This window comes from Amycolatopsis pittospori (assembly GCF_013870525.1).
In the GTDB taxonomy this organism is placed as follows: Bacteria; Actinomycetota; Actinomycetes; order Mycobacteriales; family Pseudonocardiaceae; genus Amycolatopsis; species Amycolatopsis pittospori.
The window spans coordinates 1-24,697 of the sequence record NZ_JACBXD010000057.1; the positions used below are offsets into that span (position 1 = coordinate 1).

A 24,697-nucleotide genomic window follows, 5' to 3' on the forward strand; every position below is an offset into this window, starting at 1 on the left:
CACACCAGCAGTCACGCCGACCGCGCGTGAAGGGCCAGGGTGCCGCGCCGTAGTCGGTCAAGGGGCTCGTGAGTGGTAAGGGCGGTTAGAACCGTCCTTACCACTCACGAGTTAGGGTCGCGTATGACCGCCACCTTGCACGCGCTCTGTTTCGACGCGAACGACCCGCGCGGTCTCGCGCGGTTCTGGGCGGGAATCCTCGGCTGGGAAACGGACGGCGCCGAACTGGTCCCGACCGACGGCACCGGTTTCCGGATCCGCTTCGTCGCCACCGAGGAACCGAAAGCGGGCAAGAACCACGCGCATTTCGACCTGACGAGCGAGTCAGGCGAAGACCAGCGGAACACCGTCGCGAAGGCGCTCGACCTCGGTGGCCGTCACATCGACATCGGGCAGAGTCCCGAGGAAGAACACGTGGTGCTCGCCGACCCCGAGGGCAACGAGTTCTGCGTTATCGAGCCGGGCAACGACTTCCTCGCCGAATGTGGCTTCGTCGGCGCCCTCGCCTGCGACGGTTCGCAGGAAGTCGGCTACTTCTGGAGTAAGACGCTCGGCTGGCCGCTGGTCTGGGACGAAGACCAGGAGACCGCGATCCGTTCACCGCACGGCGGCCCGAAGATCACCTGGGGTGGCCCGCCGTTCGACGCCAAGACCGGAAGACGCCGGGTGCGTTTCGCACTCGACGGAACACTGACGGAAGTGGAGCGCCTCGTCTCGCTCGGAGCGACGCGTCTCGGCGCGGAAGAGAACGGCAGCGTGGAAATGGCCGATCCCGACGGAAACGAGTTTTCTGTCGTGGTTTCTCGATAACCTCCGCCGTATGGACATGAGAGCCGCGGCCGAGACCTTGGCCGCCGGGGAACGTTTCAGCGCCTGGGATCTGGACGAGGCCGGCCCGGAGGATCTCGCCGAACTGCGCGAAATCCGGCGAACCGGAGGACCGGCGCTGCGCAACGCGGTACGAGCGCTGCTCTATGCCGTGGGTGGGCCGGAGGGGCTCGGCGCGTACGACCTCGCGCTCGTCCGCCGCCTGATCCGGAGCAAACTCGCCGACGACGTCCCGGTCCCGATGGACTGCTGCGAGGTCTGGTACGCCATCCCGACCACCGATCAGGCGGCGGTGCTCGACGCGTTCGGCCTCTCCGACGCGGAACCGGTGACCATGTCGCTCGGCACCGAGATCTGGGCACAGCACTATTCCGCCGTCGGGCACCAGCGGTGCGCCCAGGTCTACGTCAGCCCGGCCCTCGACGGCTGGACTCTCGTCTTCGGCTCCGCGTCACAGGATCAGCATCCTCCCGGCATCGTGCAAGAGCAGGCCTGGGACACCGAGCCCCGCGACATGTACGCGAACATCCTCGCGAACGAGGCCGTCTGGCGCCGGGTGACCCAGGAGCGATGCGTCGAACTGAGCCGCCGATTCGGGACGGCACATTTCTACTTCAACAGTCACGGCGACTCCAGGACGTCCTGGTGTATCGCGGAAAAGGGCGAGCCGGTCCGGTTCTACGACGTCTCCGTCCCCGAGGAATCGGTCGGCGAACTCGCGGCCGAGAACGGCTACCTGCTCCCCCATGAAGACACGCCGTTGCCCAAAGGGTGGGCCGACGACATCGAGCACACCGAAAATCCCCTGGACTGGCAACGGGAATGGCTCCGGCGGTACCGGCGGCTGACCACGGAACTCGGAATCCCGGAACACTGCGGCGCGGAAACGCTCGCCGAGGCGCTTTCGGTGTATCCCGGCAAGATCGGCCCGCACACCCGCGTCGAAGGGCACGGGGTCATAGCACTCACCGGATGTGGCCGGGAGTATGGCCATCCGCGAACCTTGTTGACCGGCCTCGCTTACACGCCGCCACCCGAACGGCCCTCGATCTTCGACGAGGACCAGACCTGACGAAGCGCAGGTACGCCCGGTCTTACGGCACCGGATGGAAATTGGTCTACACCTATTGACGCGCGCCTGGTGAGCGGCCAAAGCTGCTGGGACCGAGGGCCATCTTCCACTGTCGGAGGTTCGGCGTGCCAAGGAGAACCAGGAAACTACTCCCGCTGCTGGCGTCGCTCATCGCGCTGGCCGGACTCATGATCGTCGTCATCACCCCGTCCACGTCGAGCGCGGCAGGCCATGAGGACTGTCGCCCCGACGGGCTGTACCGGACACCCGGCGTCGATACCCCCTACTGCACCGTCTACGACACGAACGGCCGGGAATCACTGGGAGACGCGCATTCCCGCCGCGTGATCGGCTACTTCACCAGCTGGCGCACCGGAAAGAACGGCGCACCGGCCTATCTGGTCAACAACATCCCGTGGTCGAAGGTGACCCACCTCAACTACGCGTTCGCCCACATCGACGCGCAGAACAAGGTTTCGGTCGGCGAACCGGGCGCGAACAACGAGGCCATCGGCATGGAATGGCCGGGCGTGCCCGGCGCCGAGATGGATCCGTCGTTGCCCTACAAGGGACATTTCAATCTGCTGACCAAGTACAAGAAGCAGAACCCGAACGTGAAGTCGCTGATCTCGATCGGCGGCTGGGCCGAGACCGGCGGCTTCCTCAACCCGGACGGCACGCGCAACGCGTCGGGCGGGTTCTACAAGATGACGCAGAGCCAGGCGAGTATCGACGTCTTCGCGGATTCCGTCGTGAAGTTCCTGCGCGACTACGGATTCAACGGCGCCGACATCGACTACGAGTACGCGACCTCGGCCAGCTACGCCGGAAACCCGGACGACTACTGGATCGCGCAGGCCAACCGCGGCACCCTGTGGGCGGGCTACGAGAACCTGATGCGCACGCTGCGCGAGAAGATCGACCGGGCCGGTGCCGCCGACGGCAAGCACTACCTGCTGACCGCGGCGGTGCCCGCGTCCGGCTGGCTGCTGCGCGGCCAAGAGGTCTACGGCGTCACGCGGTATCTCGACTACGCCAACATGATGAGCTACGACCTGCACGGCGCGTGGAACCAGTTCGCCGGGCCGAACGCGGCGCTCTACGACGCCGGGAACGACGCGGAACTCGCGCACTGGCAGGTGTACACGACACCGCAGTACGACGGGCAGGGCTATCTCAACACCGACTGGGCCTATCACTACTTCCGAGGCGCGATGCAGGCCGGCCGGATCAACATCGGCGTCGGGTTCTACACCCGCGGCTGGCAAGGCGTTTCCGGTGGCACGAACGGGTTGTGGGGCAAGGCTCCCCTGCCGGACCAGAAACAGTGTCCACCGGGCACCGGATCCCAAGTCGGCTCGACGGTGCCGTGCGGTAACGGCGCGATCGGCATCGACAACCTCTGGCACGACCTCGGTCTGGCCGGCGGCGAGGTGCCCGCGGGCGCGAACCCGATGTGGCACGCCAAGAACCTCGAGAACGAGATCACCCCGGACTATCTGGAGGCGTACGGACTCACCCCCAAGACCGACCCGACGGACCGGGTTTCCGGTACCTACAACCGGCACTACGACAACACGATGGTGACACCGTGGCTGTGGAACAACGACAAGAAGGTGTTCCTGTCCACTGAGGACGAACAGTCGCTCGCCACGAAGGCCAAGTACGTGGCCGACAAGGGCATCGGCGGCGTCATGATCTGGGAGCTGGCCGGCGACTACGCCTTCGACGAGGCCAAGGGCCAGTACTTCATGGGCGACACGCTGATCACGAAGATCAACGACGGCCTGCGCGGTGCCGCCCCGTACGGCAACACCAAGTCGTCGCGTCCCGCACCGTCGTCGGTGCTGAACGCGAACGTCAACCTGACCGGATTCGCGCTGGGCGACGCGAACTACCCGATCACCCCGCGGATGCGCATCACCAACAATTCGACCACCACCATCCCCGGTGGGACGAAGATCGAGTTCGACTACGGCACGAGCGCACCCGGCAGCATGTCCGACCAGTCCGGCTTCGGCCTGACGGTCACGAGCAAGGGCCATAGCGGGCCCAACGTCGGCGGGATGAAGGGAGACTTCCAGCATGTCGCGGTGACCGTGCCGACCTGGCAGACCATCGCGCCGGGCGCCACGGTCGAGATCCGGCTGAACTACTACATGCCGATCGCGTCGCCGTCGAACTTCACGTTCACCTTCGGCGGGACGACCTACGCCATCGCGTCGGACTACCCGCGCGGCGGCGCCCCGCCGACGACCACCACCACACCCACCACCGGCACGACGACCACGACACCCACCACGACGACCAGTCCGACGACGACGCGGACGACGACCACCACGCCCACGACGACGACCACGGCGCCTTCGGACGCCTGGAAGCCGGACACCACCTACGCCACCGGCGCACGGGTGACCTACAACGGCACGGCCTACGTATGCCGTCAGGGTCACCGATCCCTGCCCGGCTGGGAGCCGCCGAACGTACCGGCTCTCTGGACACCCGCCTGACCGAAGGCGGTGCGGCCCTGGGTTCGTCCATGAAGGATTCAGGACACTCGACGTCCCAATTCCTTCATGGACGCGGGGCAGCGAACCGAGAACCCGGACAGCAAGCTCTCACGACCACCGCCGCAAGTCCGTGAAGGCCTCCTTGAGGGACCCAGAGTCCCTCAAGGAGGCCTTCACGGACTCGGGACACTCGGCTGCGGCCGCAGAAACTCGACCTTCCCCAGTACGCGGCACCGAGTGCGTCAAGCTGGTCGTGAGTGGCGATTCGGGTTCTAACCCGAATCGCCACTCACGACCCCGAGGCGTCAGCGGCGTCCGGCGGTCAGCGTGTCGAAGTCCGGGAAGTCGTCGGCGAGGGTGGCGCCGGTGAAGTTGCCGACCCAGCCGCCGTCGTCGTGGAAGAACCGGATCGACACGTAGTCGGGCCGCGTCCCCATGTCGAACCAGTGCGTGGTGTTCGCGGGCACGCTCAGCAGGTCGCCCGCCTCGCACAGCACGGCGTACACGCGCCCGCCGACGTGCAGGTAGAACACTCCGGAACCGCGGGCGAAGAAGCGGTCCTCATCGTCGTCGTGCGTGTGCTCGGCGAGGAACTTCTGCCGGGCTTCGGCGGCCTCGGCCGTCCAGCCGGGCTCGTCGGACGGCGTCATGCGGACGGCGTCCACGAAGGTGTAGCCCTCGGCCGCCGAGACCTTGCCGATCGGCTCTTCGTAAGCGGCCAGCACCTGCTCCGGCGTCACGTCGCGCGGCAAACCGGAGACGAGCTCCCACCGTTCGAACCGGACGCCGAGCCGCCCCAGTTCCGCGGCGATCACGGCCGCGTCCTCGGTCCTGAGCGCGATCTCGTCGGGCCGGTCGTCCGGCCACACCGTCAACAGGGTCATCGCACTCCCCTTTCTTCGCCCATCAGCGGAGTCTCGTCTCTACCCGGAACCGGAGCAACCACTCCAAACATTCCAGACGATGACGCGCGTGGCGCAGGTCATCGCCCCAGACGTAGATCCCGTGCCGCGCGACGATCACCGCCGGCGTGTCGGCCCGGAACCCGGCCTCGAACGCGTCGCCGAGCACGCGCATGTCCTGGCTGTTGGCGATCACCGGGATGGTCACCAGGTCGTCGTGCGCGGCGCGGCCGAAGCCCTTGAGCATCTCCAGGTCCCGCAGCTCGACGCCGTCCGGCCAGTGTTCGGCGGCCACCACCGGGGCGAGCGCGTGCACGTGGAGCACCGCGCCCGCACCCGACACCGCCGCGATCCGGGCGTGCAGCCCGGCCTCGGCCGACGGCACCTTGTCCGGATGCGGTTGCTCGGGCACGGCCAGCCCGTCCTCGCCGACCACCACGACGTCGTCGCTGGTCAGCTCACCCTTGTCCCGTCCGCTGACGGTGACGGCGACCCGCAGCGGATCGCGGCCGAGCACCACCGAGAGGTTGCCCGACGTCCCCCGCATCCAGCCCAGCCCGGCGAACCGAGCGGATTCCTCGGCGAGCGCGCGGCCGGCGAGTTCAAGGAGAGTCATCGAGGAACGACCTTCACCTCGTCGAACGTCCGGATCGCCCGATGTGTCCCGAAATCCGCGTCTCCGAACGGTTCGCCGTCGCGCGCGAGCCCGACGGTCTGCCAGCCGTCGGCGGCGGCCCCGTCGAGTTCGGCCGGGACGTCGGAGAAGAACACGACGTCTCCCGGCTCGGCCTCCAGCGCGGAAGCGATCGCGCGATACGACGGCGCCTCCCGCTTCGGCCCGGCGTTGACGGTGTCGAAATGCTTCTCGAACAGGCCGGTGACGTCGCCGTCGGTGGTCCGCGAGAACGACGCGACCTGCCCGGCGACCGAGCCGGACGAGAACACCGCGAGCCGCAGCCCCGATTCGTTCCAGGACCGCAGGGCCGGCGCGACGTCGGCGAAGAACTCCGTCGTGAGGTCACCCTCGGCGTACCCGCGCTGCCAGATGAGCCCCTGCAACGTCTTCAGCGGCGCGATCTTCTGGTCCGCGTCCATCCAGCCGTGCAGCACCCGCACGACGTCCACTGTGGACGCCGCCGCGGGAAGCCCGCCGAGCTCCTTGATCCGGGCGACGGCGTCGACGACCTCGGGGTCGTCCGGGTGTTCGTCGATCCACGGGCCGAGGCGCGGGCGCGCGTAGTCGTAGAGGGTCACGTGGACGTAGCTGGTGGCGGTCAGCGTGCCCTCGATGTCGAGGACCACCCAGCGGGCGGTCAGCGTTGCGGTCACTGGTTCGCTTCCCCTTCTGCGTAGTACTCGCGGAGCCGTCCGGGTTCGAAGGCCCCGCGATCGGTCACCACCGTGGTGACGAATCGCGGTGGTGTCACGTCGAAGGCCGGATAGTGCCCCCGGACGCGTTCGCCGGCGACGCGGTGGCCGAGCGCGCTCAGCACCTCGTCGCCGTCGCGGTATTCGATCGGCACGTCGGCGCCGGTCGGCGCGGCCTGGTCGGGTGCCTGGACCATCGCGTGGAACGGCACGCCGAACGCGTCCGCCGCCACCGCGAGCCCGAGGGTGCCGATCTTGTTGACGACGTGGCCGTCCATGGTGACCCGGTCGGCCGCGGTCACCAGCGCGGCGACCTCGCCGGAGGCCAGCACCGCGGCACCCATCCCGTCGGTGATCAGCCGGGTGTCGGCGCCCATCTCGGCGAGGGTTTCGGCGGTCAGCCGCGCACCCTGCAGATAGGGCCGGGTTTCCGTGCAGAAGAAGGAGAACTCCTTGCCCTGCCTTCGCGCGGCCAGCACCAGTTCGACCAGGTAGAGATCCGCCCAGCAATGCGTCAGGACGGTCGCCTTGTCCGGCACCAGCTCGGCCGCGTGGGTCCCCAGCGCACGGCTGCGCGAGCGGTACAACTCGTCGCCCGCTCGCGCGCCCGCCGTCGCGGCTTCGACCGGATCCCCTGCCGATTTGTCTACTTCGGACAGTACGGCGGCGACGGCCTTGCGCAGGTGGTTGTTCGTCCTGCGGGTCGCGATGATCCGCTCCCCCGCCCGCTCCAGATACGCGCGGGCCTCGGCGGGCGCGAGCCCGGACGCCTCGCGGGCGGCGAGCACCATCGCGCCCAGCGCGGCGAAATACGGACCGGACGACTGGGTGACCATATCCTCGATGGCCACCGCGACCTCTTCCGAAGTCCGGCACCGCACCCATTCCCGCGCGAACGGGAAGACACGGCGGTCGAGGATGTGCACTCCGTCGTCTTCGAGGCGGACGCTTTCGGCGAGGATGGGCAGCGTCATCAGCTGTACCCCGAAAGGCACGGCGGGATCCCGTTGAGGAAGTGGTCGCCGACCTCGCGTGCCTTGTAGCTCACGGGATCGTGCAGGGTCAGCGTGCGGGCGTTGCGCCAGAAGCGGTCGAAGCCGTACTTGGTCGCCGTGGCCCGAGCGCCGGTGAACTCGAAGACCTTGCTCGTGGTCTCGACGGCCGCCCGGCTCGCGACGATCTTCGCCGACGAAATGGCGATCGCCGCTTCGGCACGTTCGGCCGGGGCGAGGTCGAAACCGCGCTCGTCCGCCTCGCCGAGCGCGGCAACCGCCGCGTCGACGGCGAATCCGGCCGCTCGCGCCGTCGCGACCAGCTCACCGTATCCGGCCAGGATGTACGGATCCTGCGTCGCTTTGTCTACATCGGACAGTGTCCAGGCCCGCGCGGTCTCCCGCGTGTAGACCGCCGCGGCGTCGAGGGCGCCGGACGCGAGGCCGACGTAGACCTGCGCCAGCATGAGCTGAAACCCGATCGCCGCCAGGGAGATCCGGGGCACCTTCGGGTCCGCTTGATCCTCCGGCTGGACGCCGAGGACGTCGTCGTGCGCGATCCGGACGGCCTCGAACCGCACCGCGCCGCTCGCGGTCAGCCGCTGGCCGATGTTGTCCCAGTCACCGGGGAAGGTGATCCCGTCGGCTCGCGCGTCGACGACGAAGGTGAGCTTGTCGCCGTTGTCGGTCCTCGTCGCGCTGACCACCAGGCGATCGGCGACCGCCGCTCCGGTGGCGAAGGTCTTGGTGCCTTCGACGGTGAACCCGCCGTCCACCGGGGTCAGCAGCAGGGCGGCGTCGAGCGGATTGCTCACGCCCGCCCAGAACCAGCCCGGTTCACTCGCCGCTCGCGGCCCGAACAGCCCGGTACGCCACAGCTGTAGGTAGTGGTAGCCGAGCAGGTGCCCGACCGACGCGTCCGCGGCGGAGACGATCCGGGTGGCCTGGTTCGCGGCAGCCCAGCCCGCCGTGTCGAGCAGGGACAGCAGGCCGGATTCGCGCAGCAGACCGACCTCGGCGACCGGGAGACGTCCGGCGAGATCCCGCTCGGCCGCGTCAGCCGTCAGAGTGTTCGCCAGCTCGATCGCCGCTTTGCGCCACACTTCGGTCATTCCGCCCCTTCCGACTCCACCAGCGCGTCCAGCGCCACCCGGGTCGCCCTCGCCACCCCGGCGGCCACGACTTCGCGATGCGGGTCGTAGGCCGACGGATCGGGGTGCTCGGGCCGCGCGTCGCCGTCGATCACGAGCACACCACCGGCCCGCAGACCGCGCAATGCCGCGAACACCAGCAGCGTGGAGAGTTCCATCTCAATGGCGATCACCCGTGCGGCCAGGTAGTCGGCCATCGGGAGGGTGAGCACCAGCGGGCTGAACGCGGCCCGTGTCCACACCACGCCCCGGTGCGCTTCGGGAGCCGCGCGGCTCAGCGCCACGACGGCCTCCGGGGTGGCGAACGCCGGGTATTCGGGGTAGATCAGCTGCTGGGTGACACCGTCATCCCGGACCGCGGCCTCGGCGATGACGAGGTCGCCGTCGGTGATCCCGTCGGCCAGCGAGCCGGCGGTGCCGAGCCGGAGGAAGGTGCGGACGCCCGCTTCGGCCAGCTCGCCGAACTGGCACAGCGCGCCGGGACCGCCGACGCCGTGCGAGGACACGACGACCGGGACGCCCTTCCAGGTGCCGGTGTAGCTGCGGTACTCGCGGTTCTGCCCGACGAGGACGGAATCCTCCAGCGACTCGGCGACCGCGGTCGCGCGGTCCGGGTCGCCCACGACGAGGGCACGCGGCGGCAGTCCGTGCCGGGGGATCTTGGTGATGGGCAGGACGTCGCTCACGCGGGCTGTCCCTTCTTGCGTTTGAAATTGGACAGGAACAAGGCCACGAGCGTGACGACGTAAGGCGCGGCGTCGGTGGCCTGCTGCGGGAGGCCGATGCCCTGGAGCCGGAAGCCGAACGCTTCCGCGAGGCCGAACAGCAGCGCCGCGAGGAGCACCCCGAGCGGATGCGCGCGGCCGAGCATGACCGCCACGACGGCGATCCAGCCACGTCCGGCGGTCATGTTCTCGGCGAACAACGTCACCGAGCCGAGCGCCAGTTGCGCCCCACCGAGACCGCACAGCGCTCCCCCGGCGAGGATCACTCCGTAGCGGTACTTGGTCACGTCGACACCGAGACTGGACGCGGCCTCCGGTCGTTCGCCGACGCCGCGCAGCCGTAGTCCCCACGGGTGGCGGTAGAGCAGCACGGCGAGCGCGGGCACGGCCAGCCAGGACAGGTAGACCAGCGGCGACTGGCCAGGAATCGGGCCGAACTGTCCCAGGCCCTGGAGGGTGGGGTCGCTGAACGAGCCCTCGGTGCCGAAGACCGTACGGATGAGGAAGCTGGTCAGCCCGACCGCGAGCAGATTGCTCGCGACGCCCAGCACGATCGGGTCGCCGTCGAAGGTGATCGAGCCGATCGCGAGGATCAGCGAATACGCCGTCGCCGCGAGCACCGCCACGACGACGCCGATCCAGGCACTGCCGGTGTACCAGCTGCCCGCGACGGCGCCGAAGCAGCCGACCAGGAGCGAGCCTTCGAGGGAGATGTTGAAGACCCCGGCCCGCTGGCAGAGCGCGCCCGCGAGTGCGGCGAACAGGATGGGCGTCAGCGCGGTGAGCGCCGAGGAGAACAGGCTCGCGTCGATCATGCCCGCCTCGCCTTCCGCTTGAAGACCCCCGAGGTGGCCGCCAGGAAGATGATCAGCACCGCCTGCAGGACCGCGGTCAGTTCCCGCGGGACCTGGGTGGCGCGTTCCATCGCGAACCCGCCGCTGGTCAGCGCCGCGAAGAAGACCGCCGCGAGCAGCGTCCCGAGCGGGCTCGCCCCGGCGAGCAGCGCCGCGAGCAGGCCGATCCAGGTGTACTGCGGCGTGATCAGCGCGCCGTCGATGAACCGGTACGGGAAGCCGAGGACGGCGATCGCGCCGACCAGTCCGGCCGTCCCGCCCGAGAGGGCCAGCAGCCGCACCGTGAGCTTCGGCCGGTCGATGCCGGCGTAGGTGGCGAATCGTGGCGCCCAGCCGGTCACCTTGGTCTCGAACCCGGCGGGGGTGCGGGCGTCGATCACGGCGTAGACCGCGATCACCGCCACCACCAGGAAGATCCCGGTCGTCACGCCGTCCAGTTCGGGCAGTCGCGTGCCTTCGGGCAGTTGCGGGCTCTGCGGCAGGCTGGAACCGGCGTCCTTCAAGGGGAACCGCACCAGGTATCCGGCAAGTGACATCGCGGGGTAGCTCAGCAGCAACGTGCTGATCAGCAACGGAACGCCGAAGCGGTTCTCGCAGACCGCGGCCAGCGCGGCATACGCGGCTCCGGCGACGACACCCGCGAGCAACGCGAGGACGACCTTGACCGGCCCCGGGCCGGGGACGTACAGCCCGACGGCGAGCGCGCTGATCGCGCCGAGCACCAGTTGTCCCTCACCGCCGAGGTTCACCATGCCCGCGCGCAGCGGGATCGCGAGCGCGGTGGCCATCCCGGCGACGGGGACGGCGTAGGCGAGGGTGTCGCCGATGCCGTCCGGGCCGAACGCGCCCGAGACGATCGCACCGTACGCGGCCAGCGGGTCGGTTCCGGTGGCCAGCAACAAGATCGCGCCGAGTAGCAGCGCCGCGGCGACCGGGACGGCGACGAGGCGGACGCGGGTCATCCGGCACCTCCGGCCATCGCCAGGCCGACCGTGTGCCGATCGGCTTCGTCCTTGGTGAACTCCGCGACGATCCGGCCTTCGAACAGCACCAGCACGCGATCCGACAACGCGAGGACCTCGCTGAGTTCGGCGGAGATCAGCAGGACCGCGTGTCCGGCGTCGCGATGGGCGACCAGCCGCGCGTGGATGTTCTCGATCGCGCCGACGTCGACTCCGCGGGTGGGCTGCTCGACCAGCAGGAACGGGGCGTCGTGGGTGAGCTCGCGGCCGAAGATCGCCTTCTGCTGGTTACCACCGGACAGCGTGCCCATCGCGGCGGCGGGACCTGCCCCTCGGACGTCGTAATCCTGGATGATCGCCGACGCGTGGTCGTCGATCGCCTTACGCCGCAGGAATCCCTTGCGCACCAACGGCTGCTTGCGGTGGAAACCGACAGCCAGGTTCTCCCGGAGGCTCGCCGTGGGCGCCGAACCGACCTCGGCACGGTCTTCCGGGACATGCGCGAGCCCGGCGTCTCGTCGCGCGCGAACCGACAGCCCGTCGAGGCTCTGTCCCTTGAGGACGATATCGCCGTCCGTTTTCAGGAGACCGGTGATCGCGCCGGAAAGCTCGGCCTGGCCGTTGCCCGCGACCCCGGCGATGCCGACGATCTCCCCCGCGCGCACGGTCAAGGACACGTTGTCCAGCAAGGGTTTCCCTTCCACACCAGGCACGGTCAAGGCGCGGGCTTCGAGGACGGCGTCGCCGGGCGTCCCGGCCGGATGGATCCGGCCGAGGTCGATCTCACGTCCGGTCATCGCCGTGGCGAGCCCGGCGGCGGTCTGCTCCGCCGTGCGCCCGCGAGCACTGACGCGACCATCACGCAGCACCGTCACGTGGTCGCTGACGGCGAGGACTTCCTGGAGTTTGTGCGAGACCAGCAGGATCGTGCGGCCTTCCCCGGCGAGCGTGCGCAAGACGCCGAACAGCCGCTCGGTCTCGGGCGGGGTCAGCACGGCGGTGGGTTCGTCGAGAATGAGGACATCGGCCTCGCGGTACAGGAGTTTGAGGATCTCGACGCGTTGCCGGAGCCCGACGGGCAGGTCGCGGACGCGGTCGCCGGGACGCAGGCGCAGTTCGTGCCGTTCGATCAGCTCGGTGACGCGGGCGGTCGCCGCCTTGCGATCGAGCAGGCCGCGCCGGGTCGGCTCACTGCCGAACACGACGTTCTCGGTGACGGTGAGTTCGCCGAACAGCGCGAACCCCTGCTGCACCATGCCGACACCGGCGTCGATGGCCCGCGCGGGCGAACCGAAGGAGACTTCCTCGCCGTGCAAGGAGATCGTGCCCTCGTCGGGGCGGTGCAGGCCGTACAGCACGGACATCAGCGTCGACTTGCCCGCGCCGTTCTCACCCATCAACGCGTGGATCTCGCCCGCGCCGACGTCGAGGTCCACGTGGTCGTTCGCGAGCACTCCGGGGAACCGCTTGACGATCCCCCGGAGTGAGACGGCGTCAGGATTCGGCGGGGTCATCGACGACGATCGCGCCCGAGATGATCTGGTCCCGCAGTTCGCCGACCTTCGCCAGCACGTCGGGATGCTTCGCGACGACGCACTGCGATGTCGACGCGTCCGGTTCCAGCCCGGTCAGGGAGATGCCCTTTTCCTTGACGCCGTAGGACTTCGTCTCGCCGGCCTTGCCGCCGAGGATCGCCTCGACCCCGTCGCCGATGACTACGTTGGTGCGTTTGATGACGTTGTCCACGACCTGGCCCGGGCTGGCCGGGCACTGGTTGGCGTCGACGCCGAACGCGAAGAACCCGCCCTGCTTGGCCGCTTCGAAGACGCCGAGGTTGCCCGCCGCGGAGGCCGCGCCCATGACGTGGTCGACACCCTGGCCGGCGAGCGTGGCGGCCAGCGCCTTCGCGCGGGCCGGGTCGTTGAACGGGTTCGCGCCGCCGATGAACAGCGGGGCGAGCGTGGTGCCGGGCTTGGCCTTCTCCGCACCCTGTCCGAACGGGATCGAGTACCGGTGGAACTGGGGCGCGTCGAGCACGACGACCGCGCCGACCTTGCCGGACCTGCTCAGCAACCCGGCTTCGGCGCCGGCGAGGTAGGTGCCCTCGTGCTCGCGGAACACCGCGCAGGTGACGTTCGGGAACGGCTTGGTGGTGCAGGAGTCCACGAACAGGAACTTCTGCTCGGGATTGCGCTCGGCCTCGGCCGCGATCGCGTCGGCGAAGTTGAAGCCGACGGCGACGATCACGGCGGGCTTCTCGCGCACCGCGGCGGCGAGGTTCTGCTGGATCGACGCCGGATCGGTGCTCTGGAACACCTTCTGCGTCCCGTTGTGCTTCTTGGCCGAGTCCTCGATGCCCTGGACCGCGAGCTTGAGGAAGTCGTTGACCCCGACCGGACTCGGCGTGATCAGGACCAGCGCGGGCCCGGCGGCGTTCTGGGCGGCCGGATCCTTGGCCGAGGCGTTGCACGCGGCGAGGAGCGCGACGGCGGAAACGGCCATGACGGCCCGCAGGAGGGTTCTCGGCGACATGTCCCGGACCTTATGTCGGTCGTCCACGATATGGCACCGAGTCCCGCCCCTTGAGAAATGGCTGGCGGAAGCCAGAACCGGTAAGGGCCACAGCGTCCAGGCACCTACCGGCCGGCGGGTCGGGATCACAGGTCCGTGAAGGCCTCCTTCCCTACCTTGAGAGTAGGGAAGGAGGCCTTCACGGACTTCGAAACGCCACCTTGCCCCGGCCACGACGCGGTGACGTATAGGCCGTTATACGTCAGGCGTTGCGGGGTGAACCCGTCAGGGCTTGTCCGCGGCGGCGGCGGTGAAGATGTCCGTCTCCAGGAAGGTTCGCCACTGGGCGGGCGATCCGCTCTGCAGGGCACGGTAGGCCGCGGCCTGGACCTGGCTGCCGGACCTCGCCCTGTTCCGGATCTCCCGGATCAAGGCGTCTTCCTGGAGGTACTTGGCGTATCCGGCGTCGATACCGACGACGGCGGCGGCCCGCACCTTGATGGCGTTCACCTTGTCCTTCGCCGCGGCCTCGAAGATGCCGGTGTCGATGAAGGCCCGCCACTGTTCCGGCGTCCGGCTCAGGTACGCCTGGTACCACACCTCGGAGTCCTGAGGTGCGAGGCCGCCGGTCCAGATCTGCTCCACGAAGTACTCGTCCGTCAGGTACGCGGCCAGTGCCGGGTCCATGCCGACGACGGCGCCGGCCTTCACTCGCGCCTCGCGAAGCTTCTTTTCCGCGGCCTCCTTCTCCGCCGCCTCCTTCGCCGCGTCCAAGTCGCGCTGGTGCTCGACGAAGATGCCGCGAAGGATGAACTCCTTGTGCTCCACGGGCGTTCCGCTGTAAACGGTGCCCGCGGCGGCCTTGACGAACGAACCCTTGGCGGCCCGCTCCCACAGCGCGAAGACGAAGTTCTTGTCATCCTGGGCCAGCAGGATCGTGGTCAGCTCGAATCCGAGCAGTGTCGCGGCGGGCTGCCGCTCCCCACGCCGGACCTGGTAGACCGCTTCACGGTCCAGATCCCGCTGATGGGCCTCGTAGATCCAGGTGCTGAGGAACGACGAGGTCCTGCCGCTGTTGTAGGCGTCGAGCGCCTCGAACTGAACCTCCCGCGCGATATCGCCTTGCTGCTTCGCGGCCTGGTAGATCGCGTAGACGAAGTCGCGTTCACTGATCCGCAGCAGGTCCGGGGTGATCGTGAGCCCGACGACGGCGGCGGCGTTGGTGCGTAACTCTTCGGGCGTCTGCGCCGCGGAAGCCGAAGTCCCGGCCGGAGCAGCGGTCGCCACCGCCGGGGCGAGAACCCCGGTCATCACGGTCACCGCGGCAAGAACGGCGACGGAGGAGGACAACAGGTTGCGTACCTTGGAATTGACCATAGTCGTCATAGTTGAGGCTGTCAGTTTCGTGCTGCTCGCCGACGTGGTCGAGCACGAGGGACCCCCCACCCAGATCGACAACCCGGTGATCCCCCCGCCACCGGGGATATAGCCCCATGATCGACGAACGTTACCGATTTTCCCGGCGTTGCTCCGAACGCGAAACTAACGTTCCCCACGGACGGTTCGCCGCAGCTTCGGCACCCGCTCGTGCAAGGTGCGTTCCGCGCCTCGCTGCGTCGGTTCGTAGTAGTCCCGCCCGACCAGTTCGTCCGGCGGGTACTGTTGCGCCAGAACACCTTCCGGCACTTTTTGCGGATGCCGGTAACCCTTCGCGTTCCCGAGTTTCTCCGCACCCGCGTAGTGCCCGTCGCGTAGATGCGGTGGCACGGTCCCGATCCGCCCGGACCGGACATCGGACAGGGCCGCGTCGATCGAGGTGACGATGGCGTTCGACTTCGGCGCGGTCGCCAGGTGCACGGTCGCCTGCGCCAAGGCCAGTCGTCCCTCGGGCATCCCGATGAACTGCACCGCGTGCGCCGCGGCGATGGCGGACTGCAGCGCCGTCGGATCGGCCATCCCGATGTCCTCGCTCGCGTGCACGACCAGGCGCCGGGCCAGGAACCGCGGGTCCTCCCCCGCCTCGATCATCCGCGCCAGGTAATGCAGCGCGGCGTCCACATCGGACCCTCGGATCGATTTGATGAACGCGCTGATCACGTCGTAGTGCTGATCGCCGTCGCGGTCGTAACGCACCGCCGCTTTGTCCACTGTGGACTCGACGATGGCGAGGTCGATCGTCTTGTGCTCGGTCGCGCTCGCGGCGTCGGCGGCGGCTTCCAGCGCGGTGAGCGCGCGCCGGGCGTCGCCGGTGGCCAGCCGCACCAGATGCGCCCGCGCCTCTTCGGTCAGGGTGAGCTCACCGCCCAGACCGCGTTCGTCGGTCAGCGCGCGCTCGATCAGCGCGACGATGTCGTCGTCGGTCAGCGGCCGCAGCTGCAGCACCAGCGACCGCGAGAGCAGCGGGGCGACGACGGAGAACGACGGGTTCTCGGTGGTGGCCGCCACCAGCAGCACCGTGCGATCCTCGACCGCGCCGAGCAGGGCGTCCTGCTGGGTCTTGGAGAACCGGTGGACCTCGTCGATGAACAGGACGGTGTTCTCGGCGTTGTAGTTGCGGCGGCGCCGGGCCTCTTCGATGACCCCGCGCACCTCCTTCACGCCCGCCGACAACGCCGACATCGCCACGAACCGGCGTCCGGTCGCGGCCGAGACGAGGTTCGCGAGCGTGGTCTTGCCGGTCCCCGGCGGGCCGTAGAGCAGCACGGACGCGGGAGCGGCGCCCTCGACGAGCCGCCGCAGCGGCGCGCCCTCGCGCAGCAGGTGCTGCTGGCCGACGACCTCGCCGAGCGTCCGCGGCCGCATGCGCACGGCCAGCGGCGATCCCGCGGGTACGGCGGGCTCCCTCGGCTCGTCCGCTTCCGGAGGCGGCCCGAGATCGGGGTTCACGGTGAAGAGTTCGTCCTGTGCCACGGTGTCGACGGTAGCCGTAGCCACCGACGGTTCCGGCCACAGGTCAGCGCAGCCGCTCCCGGAACGAGTGCCACATGATGACGGCCGCGTACGGCAGGAACTCGCGGCCCCGCCGCCACACCCACGGGACGCCCTTCAGCACCAGCCAGCCGACGTGCCCGGCGGCGCTCGGCTCGACCCCGCCCGCGCAGGTCAGGCTGACCGGACGCGGCACCGCGAACCCGGCTTCGGCGAGCCGTTCGGTGAACCCGGTCGCCAGCATCCGGTGGCCGAGTTCCGACGGGTGCAGCCGGTCGACGCTCCACGCGGTGAGGTCGTAAGCGCCGGGCAGCAGCTCCAGGTCGAGACAGGGAACGCCCTCGCGTTCGACGACGCCGGCGACGGCCTCGTTCAGTTCGGCGACCCGGTCGCTCAGCGCCCGCCGCAGCGACCGCGGGAGCCGGAACACCTTGCCGTGGTCGTGGTAGCGCACCGGCACCACGGTGGTGCCGACGGCCGCCAGCGACCGGATCACCTCGGTGAGGTCCGCGGCGATCTTCTCGGCGCTGAAATCGGGGCGCAGTGTGTCGTTCATTCCCGCCACCAGCACCGCGACGTCCGGGCGATGCGCCACGGCCGCGGGAAGCTGCTTCGTCAGCACGCACCCCATGCGCGCCCCGGCGAACGACGGATTCAGGTAGCCGTCCGGTTCGACGCCGAGCGCGTCGGCGACGAGCGGGCCGACACCACGCCAGCCGCCCCGGCCCGGCAGCGGGTCGCCCAGGCCCACCGCCGTGGAATCGCCGAGAACGACCATTCTGCGAGCGAGCCGGGATGCGGCTGGAGCAGGAGGAAGGAGGGGTTCGGGACTCGGAGTGACTTCGACACTGATCACGGTCACGGTAGACACCATCGGCCACGCAGACTCACCTGCGGTGATGCCTGGGTAACGCGACGAGGACAGGCGAGCGAAAAGTCCGTGCGGCGGTTACCGGAACGCGGGATAGAACGCCAGGTCCGCGTGCGGCCCCAGCCGGGCACCCAGCGCCGCGGCGACTCGGGTGGCGTGCTCGGAGATATCCGTCAGGCGGGCCCGAAGCGAGTGTTTTGCCAGCTCACGCCACCAGGTCACCAACGCGGCCTCGCGGCTGATCGGCGTCGCGTGCCGGGTCAGGTCCAGCTCCGGAAGGATCTCCCAGGTGACGATCCACAACAGCAGCAACTGACCGTCCATCAGATGCTCGGCCAGCGCGTCCTCGTCCGAGAGCCCCGGCCAGACCGAAACCACCTCGGACCGCCAGGCCGCGATCATCGCCTCGCTCATTCCGGGCGGCAGCGCCAGCGCGTCCGCGCTGGAGGCGAACGGCAGCCGCAGGTACGCCGCGTCGACCAGCGCGCTGCGCACGCGGCCGCGTTCGAAATCGAGGAACCGGACTCCGCCGCTGGTCACGAGGTTGTTGTCCGGGGTGAGGTCGACCGGGCTGAACGCGCGGTACGACGGCGTCCCGGCCCGTTCGGCGACCTCCATGACCCGTTGCTGCACCGGCTCCGGCGTCTCGACGTCGAGCAGTTCTTCGAGCAGCCCGGGCAGTTGCGCGCAGACCGCGGGCAGCGGCGCGTCCTCGTTCTTGACCGGTCCGCCGAGACGGCGCAGCAGTGCGTTGAAATCGGCCTCGCGGCTCGCGGTGCTCGCGTGCAGCCTGCCCAGCGACCGCGCCCAGGACAGCAGTGCCCGTTCGGCGCCGCGGGCGTCGCGCGCGTGGAGTTTGTCGTGCAACGTCGGAACGCGGCCCAGGTCCTCGATCACGAGGACGCGGTCGCGGCCGTCGTGCGCGAGCAGTTCCGGGCACATCCGGTCTTCGGGCGCGAGCGCGGTGAACAGCTGGTAGCTGACCGCCTCCTGCGCGAACGGGTCGGCCCGGCCCGGCTCCGGTGGATCGGGGTAATGCTTGATGACGAGGGTGCGCGGCAGCGCGAACGGCGACGACGCCACCCGCGCCCGCACCACCGTCGCCGGACCACTGCCGGCGAGGTCTTCGGGGGCGACGAGGGTGATGGCGCTGCCGAATCGACGGGAAAGAACCGTCTCACCGGCAGCTACCGCCGCTGCGACGGCGAGGGTTTCGGCTCCAGCTCCGACTGTGGAATCGTCGGCAGAGGAGGTATCGACTGTCATTGCCACCGACCCTACTCGTGACTGAGCAACCATGACCACTGAGATCCGGGCAATCGCGCGCACTGACGCGATATGGGACTCATCCGCGTGAAAGCGGACGTTCCGTTACCCTCGTACGTTGCCCACGGCGGCGCAATGTCAACACAATGGCCGCAGCTGCAACGATTCCGATGAGATTGACCAGCAGCTGACCGGCGGAGTAGAGACACCGGTCCCACTGACCGGCAACGGCCGCGACCACGGCGTAACCCGCCGCGGGCACCGTCGTCACCGAGATGAAGACGCCCACGAGTGCGGCGGATTTGGCCGAAGTCATGGAAAGCATCCCCGCCGCGCCCGCGAGCAGTGCGACGATCAGCGACGCGATTCCCACCTGATAAACGAAATCGACCTCGTGGTTGTCCGCGAGTTTGCTGACCTCGAGGGTCCCGGTCGCGTTACCCACCAGCACCACACCGAGCGTGATCACCATGGCGATCGGGAATCCGCCGAGCAGCGCGATTCCGCCCTGCTTCACGAGATCTCCCCGCCGCAGCACCAGCCCGACCGCGATCGCCGCCAGCGGGCCGAATTCCGGCCCGACCACCATCGCGCCGACGATGGTGACGGACGAGTTCGTGATCACGCCGACCGAAGCCAGCAGGCACGCGATGGTCAGGAACGCCTGAAAGGTCCAGGTGAGCCGGGACTCCTCGCCGCTGCGGCCGACCAGTTCCTGCCACACCACCGCGTCCGCGGCCTCGCCCGGGGCGTTCTCCTCGGCCTCGTCCGCGGCGTCGGACACCGCGGTGTCGAGCGCCTCCAGCGTGATCCCGCCGGTGTGGTCGAGGTCGAGACCGCACAGCGACTCGATGATCTCGTCCGCCGCCTCGCGGGCGATGTCGGCTTCGAGCAGGTCGCCCTCGGGGGAGACCGCCACCCCGTGATGCACGACGAGGTGCGCGGTCCCGGCGTGTTCCCGCAGGATCCGGATCGCTTCCTCGGTCCGGTCCGGCGGGCACACGGCCCTGAGATGGAGCATCAGTTCTTCACGGGCGGCGCGGGCTTGGCGTCGATGCCCGCCTCCTTGCGCTGCTCCGGCGTGATCGGCGCCGGAGCCGCGGTCAGCGGGTCGAACCCGCCACCGGTCTTCGGGAACGCGATCACGTCACGCAGCGATTCGGCCTTGGCCAGCAGCATGACGATCCGGTCCCAGCCGAACGCGATACCGCCGTGCGGCGGCGGGCCGAAGGCGAAGGCGTCGAGCAGGAAGCCGAACTTCTCCTGCGCCTCCTCCTCGCCAAGGCCCATCAGCTCGAAGACCTGCTTCTGCAGTTCCTGCTGGTGGATACGGATCGAGCCGCCGCCGATCTCGTTGCCGTTGCAGACGATGTCGTAGGCGTAGGCCAGCGCGTTGCCGGGGTCGTCGGCGAGTTTGCCGATCCACTCCGGGGTCGGCGAGGTGAAGGCGTGGTGCAGGGCCTTCCACTTGCCGCCGCCGACGGCGACGTCGTCGGACTCGTCGGCCGAGATGAACATCGGGAAGTCGACGACCCACACGAACGACCAGGCGTTCTCGTCGATCAGGCCGAGACGGCTGCCGATCTCCAGCCGCGTCGCGCCGAGCAGCGAACGCGCGTCGGAGGGCTTGCCGGCGGCGAAGAAGACGCAGTCGCCGGGCTTGGCGCCGACGGCGTCGGCGACGGTCTCCCGCTCCTTCTCCGACAGGTTCTTCGCGACCGGCCCGCCGAGCGTGCCGTCCTCGTTGACCAGGATGTAGGCGAGACCGCGGTGACCGCGCTGCTTGGCGAAGTCCTGCCAGGCGTCGAGGGTGCGGCGCGGCTGGTCGGCCCCGCCCGCCATCACGACGGCACCGACGTAGGGCGCCTGGAACACGCGGAACGGCGTGTCGGCGAAGAACGCCGTCATATCCGTGAGTTCGAGGTCGAAGCGCAGGTCCGGCTTGTCCGAGCCGTACTTCTCCATCGCCTCGGCGTAGGTGATGCGGCGGAACGGCCGGGGGATCTCGGCGCCGATCAGCTTCCACAGCGCGGTGACGATGTCCTCGCCGAGGGCGATGACGTCGTCCTGTTCGACGAAGCTCATCTCGATGTCGAGCTGGGTGAACTCCGGCTGCCGGTCGGCGCGGAAGTCCTCGTCCCGGTAGCAGCGCGCGATCTGGTAGTACCGCTCGAGCCCGCCGACCATGAGCAGCTGCTTGAACAGCTGCGGCGACTGCGGGAGCGCGTACCAGGAGCCGGGCTTGAGCCGCGCCGGGACCACGAAGTCGCGGGCGCCCTCGGGGGTGGAGCGGGTCATGGTCGGGGTCTCGACCTCGACGAACTCCTGCGCGTGCAGCACCTCGCGGGCGGCGCGGTTGACGTCGCTGCGCAGGCGCATCGCGGCGGCGGGGCCGCTGCGGCGCAGGTCGAGGTAACGGTGCTTGAGGCGCACCTCTTCACCGACGTCGACGCGGTCGTCGATCGGGAACGGCAGCACGGCCGCCTCGGAGAGCACCTCGAGCTCGGTGGCCAGCACCTCGATCTCCCCGGTGGGGATCTCGGCGTTGGCGTTGCCGTCGGGACGCTTCGAGACCTCGCCGACGATGCGGAGGCAGTATTCGGAGCGCAGCTGGTGGGCGCGCTCGGCCATCTCGCCCTCGCGGAAGACGACCTGGCTCACGCCGCTGGCATCGCGCAGATCGATGAAGATGACGCCGCCGTGATCGCGCCGCCGAGCCACCCATCCGGTGAGGGTGACCGTCTGACCGGCGTGCTCGGCACGCAAGGTGCCGGCTTTGTGGGTGCGAAGCACTGCGGGTGCTCTCCTTCGGCATCACGTTCTGCGATTCGACGGCTTTTCGCCGACGTCAAAGGCTAACGAATCGCCACGGATGCCTCGCGACCAGGTGCGAGCCGCGTGTCGTCAGATCGTCGGCCATGCCTCCAGCGCGGCGACCATGCGCCGGGTGTGGGCCAGGTAATCGGGTACGGACAGCACCCGGCCGTCGATGTTCTCCAGCAGCCAGCCTGCCGCCGCCTCCTTGGAGGCGAAGAACTGGGTGCAGACCAGTGCCTCGACGTAATCCGCTCCGAGGGTGAGGTCGATGCCGGACAACCGCGACGCGGCGACGACGGCGTGCGGAGGATCGACGCTCAATACCCTGTCGCGGGTGAAGTGGACGCGGACGCGTGCTCCCGTCGCCGGGCAGGTCGAATCCGCGTGCACGGGTTCACCGGTCGCGATGGCCAGCAGGAACAGGTCGACGCGGTACCGGTCGGAACCGGCCCGGTCGGCCGTGCCGGGACGCGAGCCGCGGTCCATCAGGACGAGGCCGTCACGGATGACGAAGCCCATCAGGTCCATCAGCCGGTGCGCCTCGTCCGGGTTCATCCCGACGGTCGCGGCGAGTCTGCCGATGGCGATGGGGTGTCTGCCCGCTCTGGTCAGCTTGGTCGCCGCCCAGGCGATGCGAACAGCGGCGGTGCGATCCGTCCGGGTGGTCAACAGGCACCTCCTCGCCTTCCTCTTCTTTGAGATTAAGCACGAAACGGAATTCAGCCAAGTGACTGGGCCGAACGGCCGAATCCGTTGTTACGTAAGAAGATTCACAGTGCGCGGAGTGCATCGGCGAGGGATTTTCCGGAACCGCCCGAAAAGCGGCGGGCTTTCGGACGCGTGCGTCGAAAGTGGCGGGGTGAGGAGCGGACCGGCTGGTCGTGAGCGGGGATTCGGATGAGAACCCGAATCCCCGCTCACGACCAGGCCTTTCAGTGCCGGCGACTCACAACAACTTGAGTTGTTCCGCCGCCGGGACGACGGGCTCCCCGGTGCGCTGCACGGGCATCGTCACCTGCATTCGTTCGCCGTCATCCGCACGGGCGGCGAAACCGTGCCTGCGCAGCAGAGGACCGACGCGTGCACCCAACCGTCGGCGGTACGACTTCGGGAGATACGCACCGCGCGAATACAGCTCGCGGTACTTCGGCACCAGCTCCGGGTACTCCCGGCCGAGCCAGCGCGCGAACCATTCCCGCGCACCCGGCCGCAGATGCAGCGGCAGGACGGTGACCCGCGTGGCGCCCGCGTCGGCGAGCCGCGCGAACAGGGCGTCGAGCGCTTCCACCGAATCGGTCAGCCACGGCAGCACCGGCGCGACCAGTACCGAACACGGCAACCCGGCGTCGCGCGCCTTGCGGATCAGTTCGAGCCGGGCTCGCGGGCTCGGCGTCCCCGGTTCGAGGCGGCGCTGCAGATCCTCGTCGAGCAGCGCGAGCGAGATCGCGAGACCGGCGGGCACGTCCTTCGACACCGATTCCAGCAGCGGCAGATCCCGCGCCAGCACCGTCCCCTTGGTCAGGATGGACAGCGGAGTACCCGAGTCCGCGAGCGCGGTGATGATGCGCGGCATCAGCTTGTACCGGCCTTCGGCGCGCTGATACGGATCGGTGTTCGTGCCCATCGCGACGTGCTCCCGTGTCCAGCTCGGCCGCCGCAACTGCGCGGCCAGCACCTCGGGCGCGTTGACCTTCACGATCACCTGCGTGTCGAAGTCCCGCCCGGAATCGAGGTCCAGGTACGTGTGGGTGTTCCGCGCGAAGCAGTTGTGCGTGACCATCCCGTCGGCGATGAAGTCGCCGGTGCCGGTGGTGATGTCGAACAACGGCAGCTCGATCCCGAGCGGTTCGATGGCCGCGACCCGGCGCCGGGTCCGGCCGATCGCGAGGCCGTCGAGCGAGCGTTTCCAGCCGACGGCGGGATCGGCGAGATGGAAGAACCGCATCTCCTCCGACGGCCCGCCGAGCAGCTGAACCGTCCACAACGGACGGAACTTGACGTTTTCGGTCCGTACGTATCGGAAACCGAAATTGTCGAGCGCGGAGCAGAAGGTCGAGACGATGTCCTTCTCGTCGTGGGTGACGCGCAGCGCGCCATGCCGGTAGCTGCCCGCGAGGTCGAACAGTCCGGCGAGGAATCCGCGCTGCCAATGGGAATCCGGCGACGGCGGCACCTGGACGAAACCGACCGACGCGCCGAAGTCCGGCAGGTACTTGAGCGCGCGGTCCGCGGCGTCCTGCTCGGCCGAGAATCCGCCGGAACGCAACATTCCGCAGAGGAATCCGGCGCGATAGCCGATGGTGTCGTCCGGGGTGCGGGTGACCTTGCCGACGCCGACGAGTTCGGTGCCCCCGACCAGATGCGGCCGTTGTGCCGCGCCGAACCTGCTGCCGGTGACATGCTTCCAGCCGCGTCCGGTGAGGAACCGATGGTCGCCACTGGCCACGATGGACGTTCCGTCGTCCAGTGTCAGGCGGTAGGCGGGTTTGAGCGTCGACCAGTGCGCGAGAACGGTGGTGGGCACCAGCCTGCGCCCCGCGCCGCGCCCCCGGGTCCCGTAGATCGCGTCGCCGGGCGCCAGGTCGGCCAGCGGTTTCGTCCGGCCGTCGGCCATCAGGACCGGGGTCGCTCCCTCAAGGCAGTACGTGCACGCGTGGGAACAGCCGCGGTAGGGATTCACCGTCCAGCCGAACGGGACCCCCGATCCCTCGGGCACCTTGTTCAGTACCGATTTGGCGTGCACCTCGTGAAAGGTGACGCCGTCGAACTCGGGTGCGCGCACCGAACGCAGCACCCCGTCCAATCCGGGCAGCACCGGCTCGCCGCCGTCCGCCCGCTGTCGATCCCATCGCACCCGGCCAGTCGAACACACGTTCTAACCACGTGTCAAACAGGTGTTCGAACGAGGGTGATCTTTCCCGCATTTAGTCCTCTGGTTGC

At 69.0% G+C, this 24,697-nt stretch carries 21 protein-coding genes; 3 read left to right on the forward strand and 18 right to left on the reverse strand.

The features are described from left to right. The first annotated feature begins 123 nt into the window (after window positions 1-123). The 3 genes from H5J31_RS27185 (at window position 124) to H5J31_RS27195 (ending at window position 4,410) form a co-directional block, all read left to right on the forward strand. Window positions 124-810, forward strand: coding sequence for a VOC family protein (locus H5J31_RS27185; protein ID WP_181775495.1), 687 nt, complete (start codon window positions 124-126; stop codon window positions 808-810). A 10-nt stretch (window positions 811-820) separates the two neighbouring features. Continuing rightward, a complete protein-coding gene (locus tag H5J31_RS27190) occupies window positions 821-1,900 on the forward strand; it encodes a hypothetical protein (protein ID WP_236005410.1) in 1,080 nt (359 codons plus the stop codon). A gap of 125 nt (window positions 1,901-2,025) precedes the next feature. Then, window positions 2,026-4,410, forward strand: coding sequence for a chitinase C-terminal domain-containing protein (locus H5J31_RS27195; RefSeq protein WP_181775496.1), 2,385 nt, complete (start codon window positions 2,026-2,028; stop codon window positions 4,408-4,410). Between the two features lie 305 nt (window positions 4,411-4,715). Here the strand turns inward: H5J31_RS27195 and H5J31_RS27200 are convergent, their stop codons facing one another. The 18 genes from H5J31_RS27200 to H5J31_RS27285 all read right to left on the reverse strand — a co-directional run bounded on the left by H5J31_RS27200 (window position 4,716) and on the right by H5J31_RS27285 (window position 24,611). Beyond that, the gene (locus H5J31_RS27200) at window positions 4,716-5,294 is read right to left on the reverse strand and encodes a 1,2-dihydroxy-3-keto-5-methylthiopentene dioxygenase (RefSeq protein WP_181775497.1); all 579 of its coding nucleotides are present in this window, start codon (window positions 5,292-5,294) and stop codon (window positions 4,716-4,718) included. Between the two features lie 22 nt (window positions 5,295-5,316). After that, window positions 5,317-5,928: a methylthioribulose 1-phosphate dehydratase gene (mtnB, locus tag H5J31_RS27205; protein WP_181775498.1), complete on the reverse strand. Its 612-nt coding sequence runs from the start codon at window positions 5,926-5,928 to the stop codon at window positions 5,317-5,319. Beyond that, the gene (gene mtnC, locus H5J31_RS27210) at window positions 5,925-6,641 is read right to left on the reverse strand and encodes an acireductone synthase (protein WP_181775499.1); all 717 of its coding nucleotides are present in this window, start codon (window positions 6,639-6,641) and stop codon (window positions 5,925-5,927) included. The genes mtnB and mtnC overlap by 4 nt, the downstream gene beginning before the upstream one ends. Further along, window positions 6,638-7,654: a s-methyl-5-thioribose-1-phosphate isomerase gene (locus tag H5J31_RS27215; RefSeq protein WP_181775500.1), complete on the reverse strand. Its 1,017-nt coding sequence runs from the start codon at window positions 7,652-7,654 to the stop codon at window positions 6,638-6,640. Before H5J31_RS27215 ends, mtnC begins: the two co-directional genes overlap by 4 nt. Further along, window positions 7,654-8,784, reverse strand: a complete 1,131-nt coding sequence (locus H5J31_RS27220) for an acyl-CoA dehydrogenase family protein (protein ID WP_181775501.1) — start codon at window positions 8,782-8,784, stop codon at window positions 7,654-7,656. The genes H5J31_RS27215 and H5J31_RS27220 overlap by 1 nt, the downstream gene beginning before the upstream one ends. Next, a complete protein-coding gene (locus tag H5J31_RS27225) occupies window positions 8,781-9,509 on the reverse strand; it encodes a nucleoside phosphorylase (protein ID WP_181775502.1) in 729 nt (242 codons plus the stop codon). Before H5J31_RS27225 ends, H5J31_RS27220 begins: the two co-directional genes overlap by 4 nt. Further along, complete coding sequence (locus H5J31_RS27230; protein WP_181775503.1) at window positions 9,506-10,363, reverse strand: ABC transporter permease; 858 nt, start codon at window positions 10,361-10,363, stop codon at window positions 9,506-9,508. Before H5J31_RS27230 ends, H5J31_RS27225 begins: the two co-directional genes overlap by 4 nt. Beyond that, the gene (locus H5J31_RS27235) at window positions 10,360-11,364 is read right to left on the reverse strand and encodes an ABC transporter permease (RefSeq protein ID WP_181775504.1); all 1,005 of its coding nucleotides are present in this window, start codon (window positions 11,362-11,364) and stop codon (window positions 10,360-10,362) included. The genes H5J31_RS27230 and H5J31_RS27235 overlap by 4 nt, the downstream gene beginning before the upstream one ends. Further along, window positions 11,361-12,878, reverse strand: coding sequence for an ABC transporter ATP-binding protein (locus H5J31_RS27240; RefSeq protein ID WP_181775505.1), 1,518 nt, complete (start codon window positions 12,876-12,878; stop codon window positions 11,361-11,363). Before H5J31_RS27240 ends, H5J31_RS27235 begins: the two co-directional genes overlap by 4 nt. After that, window positions 12,859-13,896, reverse strand: coding sequence for a BMP family ABC transporter substrate-binding protein (locus H5J31_RS27245; RefSeq protein WP_236005411.1), 1,038 nt, complete (start codon window positions 13,894-13,896; stop codon window positions 12,859-12,861). The genes H5J31_RS27240 and H5J31_RS27245 overlap by 20 nt, the downstream gene beginning before the upstream one ends. Before the next feature lie 264 nt (window positions 13,897-14,160). Further along, on the reverse strand, window positions 14,161-15,252 hold the full coding sequence (locus H5J31_RS27250) for an ALF repeat-containing protein (protein WP_236005412.1): 1,092 nt from the start codon (window positions 15,250-15,252) through the stop codon (window positions 14,161-14,163). Between the two features lie 165 nt (window positions 15,253-15,417). Continuing rightward, window positions 15,418-16,785: a replication-associated recombination protein A gene (locus H5J31_RS27255; protein ID WP_181775506.1), complete on the reverse strand. Its 1,368-nt coding sequence runs from the start codon at window positions 16,783-16,785 to the stop codon at window positions 15,418-15,420. A 43-nt stretch (window positions 16,786-16,828) separates the two neighbouring features. Next, the gene (locus H5J31_RS27260) at window positions 16,829-17,677 is read right to left on the reverse strand and encodes an SGNH/GDSL hydrolase family protein (protein WP_181775507.1); all 849 of its coding nucleotides are present in this window, start codon (window positions 17,675-17,677) and stop codon (window positions 16,829-16,831) included. A gap of 75 nt (window positions 17,678-17,752) precedes the next feature. After that, on the reverse strand, window positions 17,753-18,940 hold the full coding sequence (locus H5J31_RS27265; protein WP_181775508.1) for a phosphotransferase: 1,188 nt from the start codon (window positions 18,938-18,940) through the stop codon (window positions 17,753-17,755). A 79-nt stretch (window positions 18,941-19,019) separates the two neighbouring features. Continuing rightward, complete coding sequence (locus H5J31_RS27270; protein WP_181775509.1) at window positions 19,020-19,961, reverse strand: DUF389 domain-containing protein; 942 nt, start codon at window positions 19,959-19,961, stop codon at window positions 19,020-19,022. Continuing rightward, the gene (aspS, locus tag H5J31_RS27275; protein WP_181775510.1) at window positions 19,961-21,733 is read right to left on the reverse strand and encodes an aspartate--tRNA ligase; all 1,773 of its coding nucleotides are present in this window, start codon (window positions 21,731-21,733) and stop codon (window positions 19,961-19,963) included. Before aspS ends, H5J31_RS27270 begins: the two co-directional genes overlap by 1 nt. Window positions 21,734-21,844: 111 nt before the next feature. Further along, on the reverse strand, window positions 21,845-22,426 hold the full coding sequence (gene merB, locus H5J31_RS27280; RefSeq protein ID WP_181775511.1) for an organomercurial lyase: 582 nt from the start codon (window positions 22,424-22,426) through the stop codon (window positions 21,845-21,847). Window positions 22,427-22,703: 277 nt separating this feature from the next. After that, window positions 22,704-24,611, reverse strand: a complete 1,908-nt coding sequence (locus H5J31_RS27285) for an intein-containing Rv2578c family radical SAM protein (RefSeq protein WP_181775512.1) — start codon at window positions 24,609-24,611, stop codon at window positions 22,704-22,706. Between the last annotated feature and the right edge of the window lie 86 nt (window positions 24,612-24,697).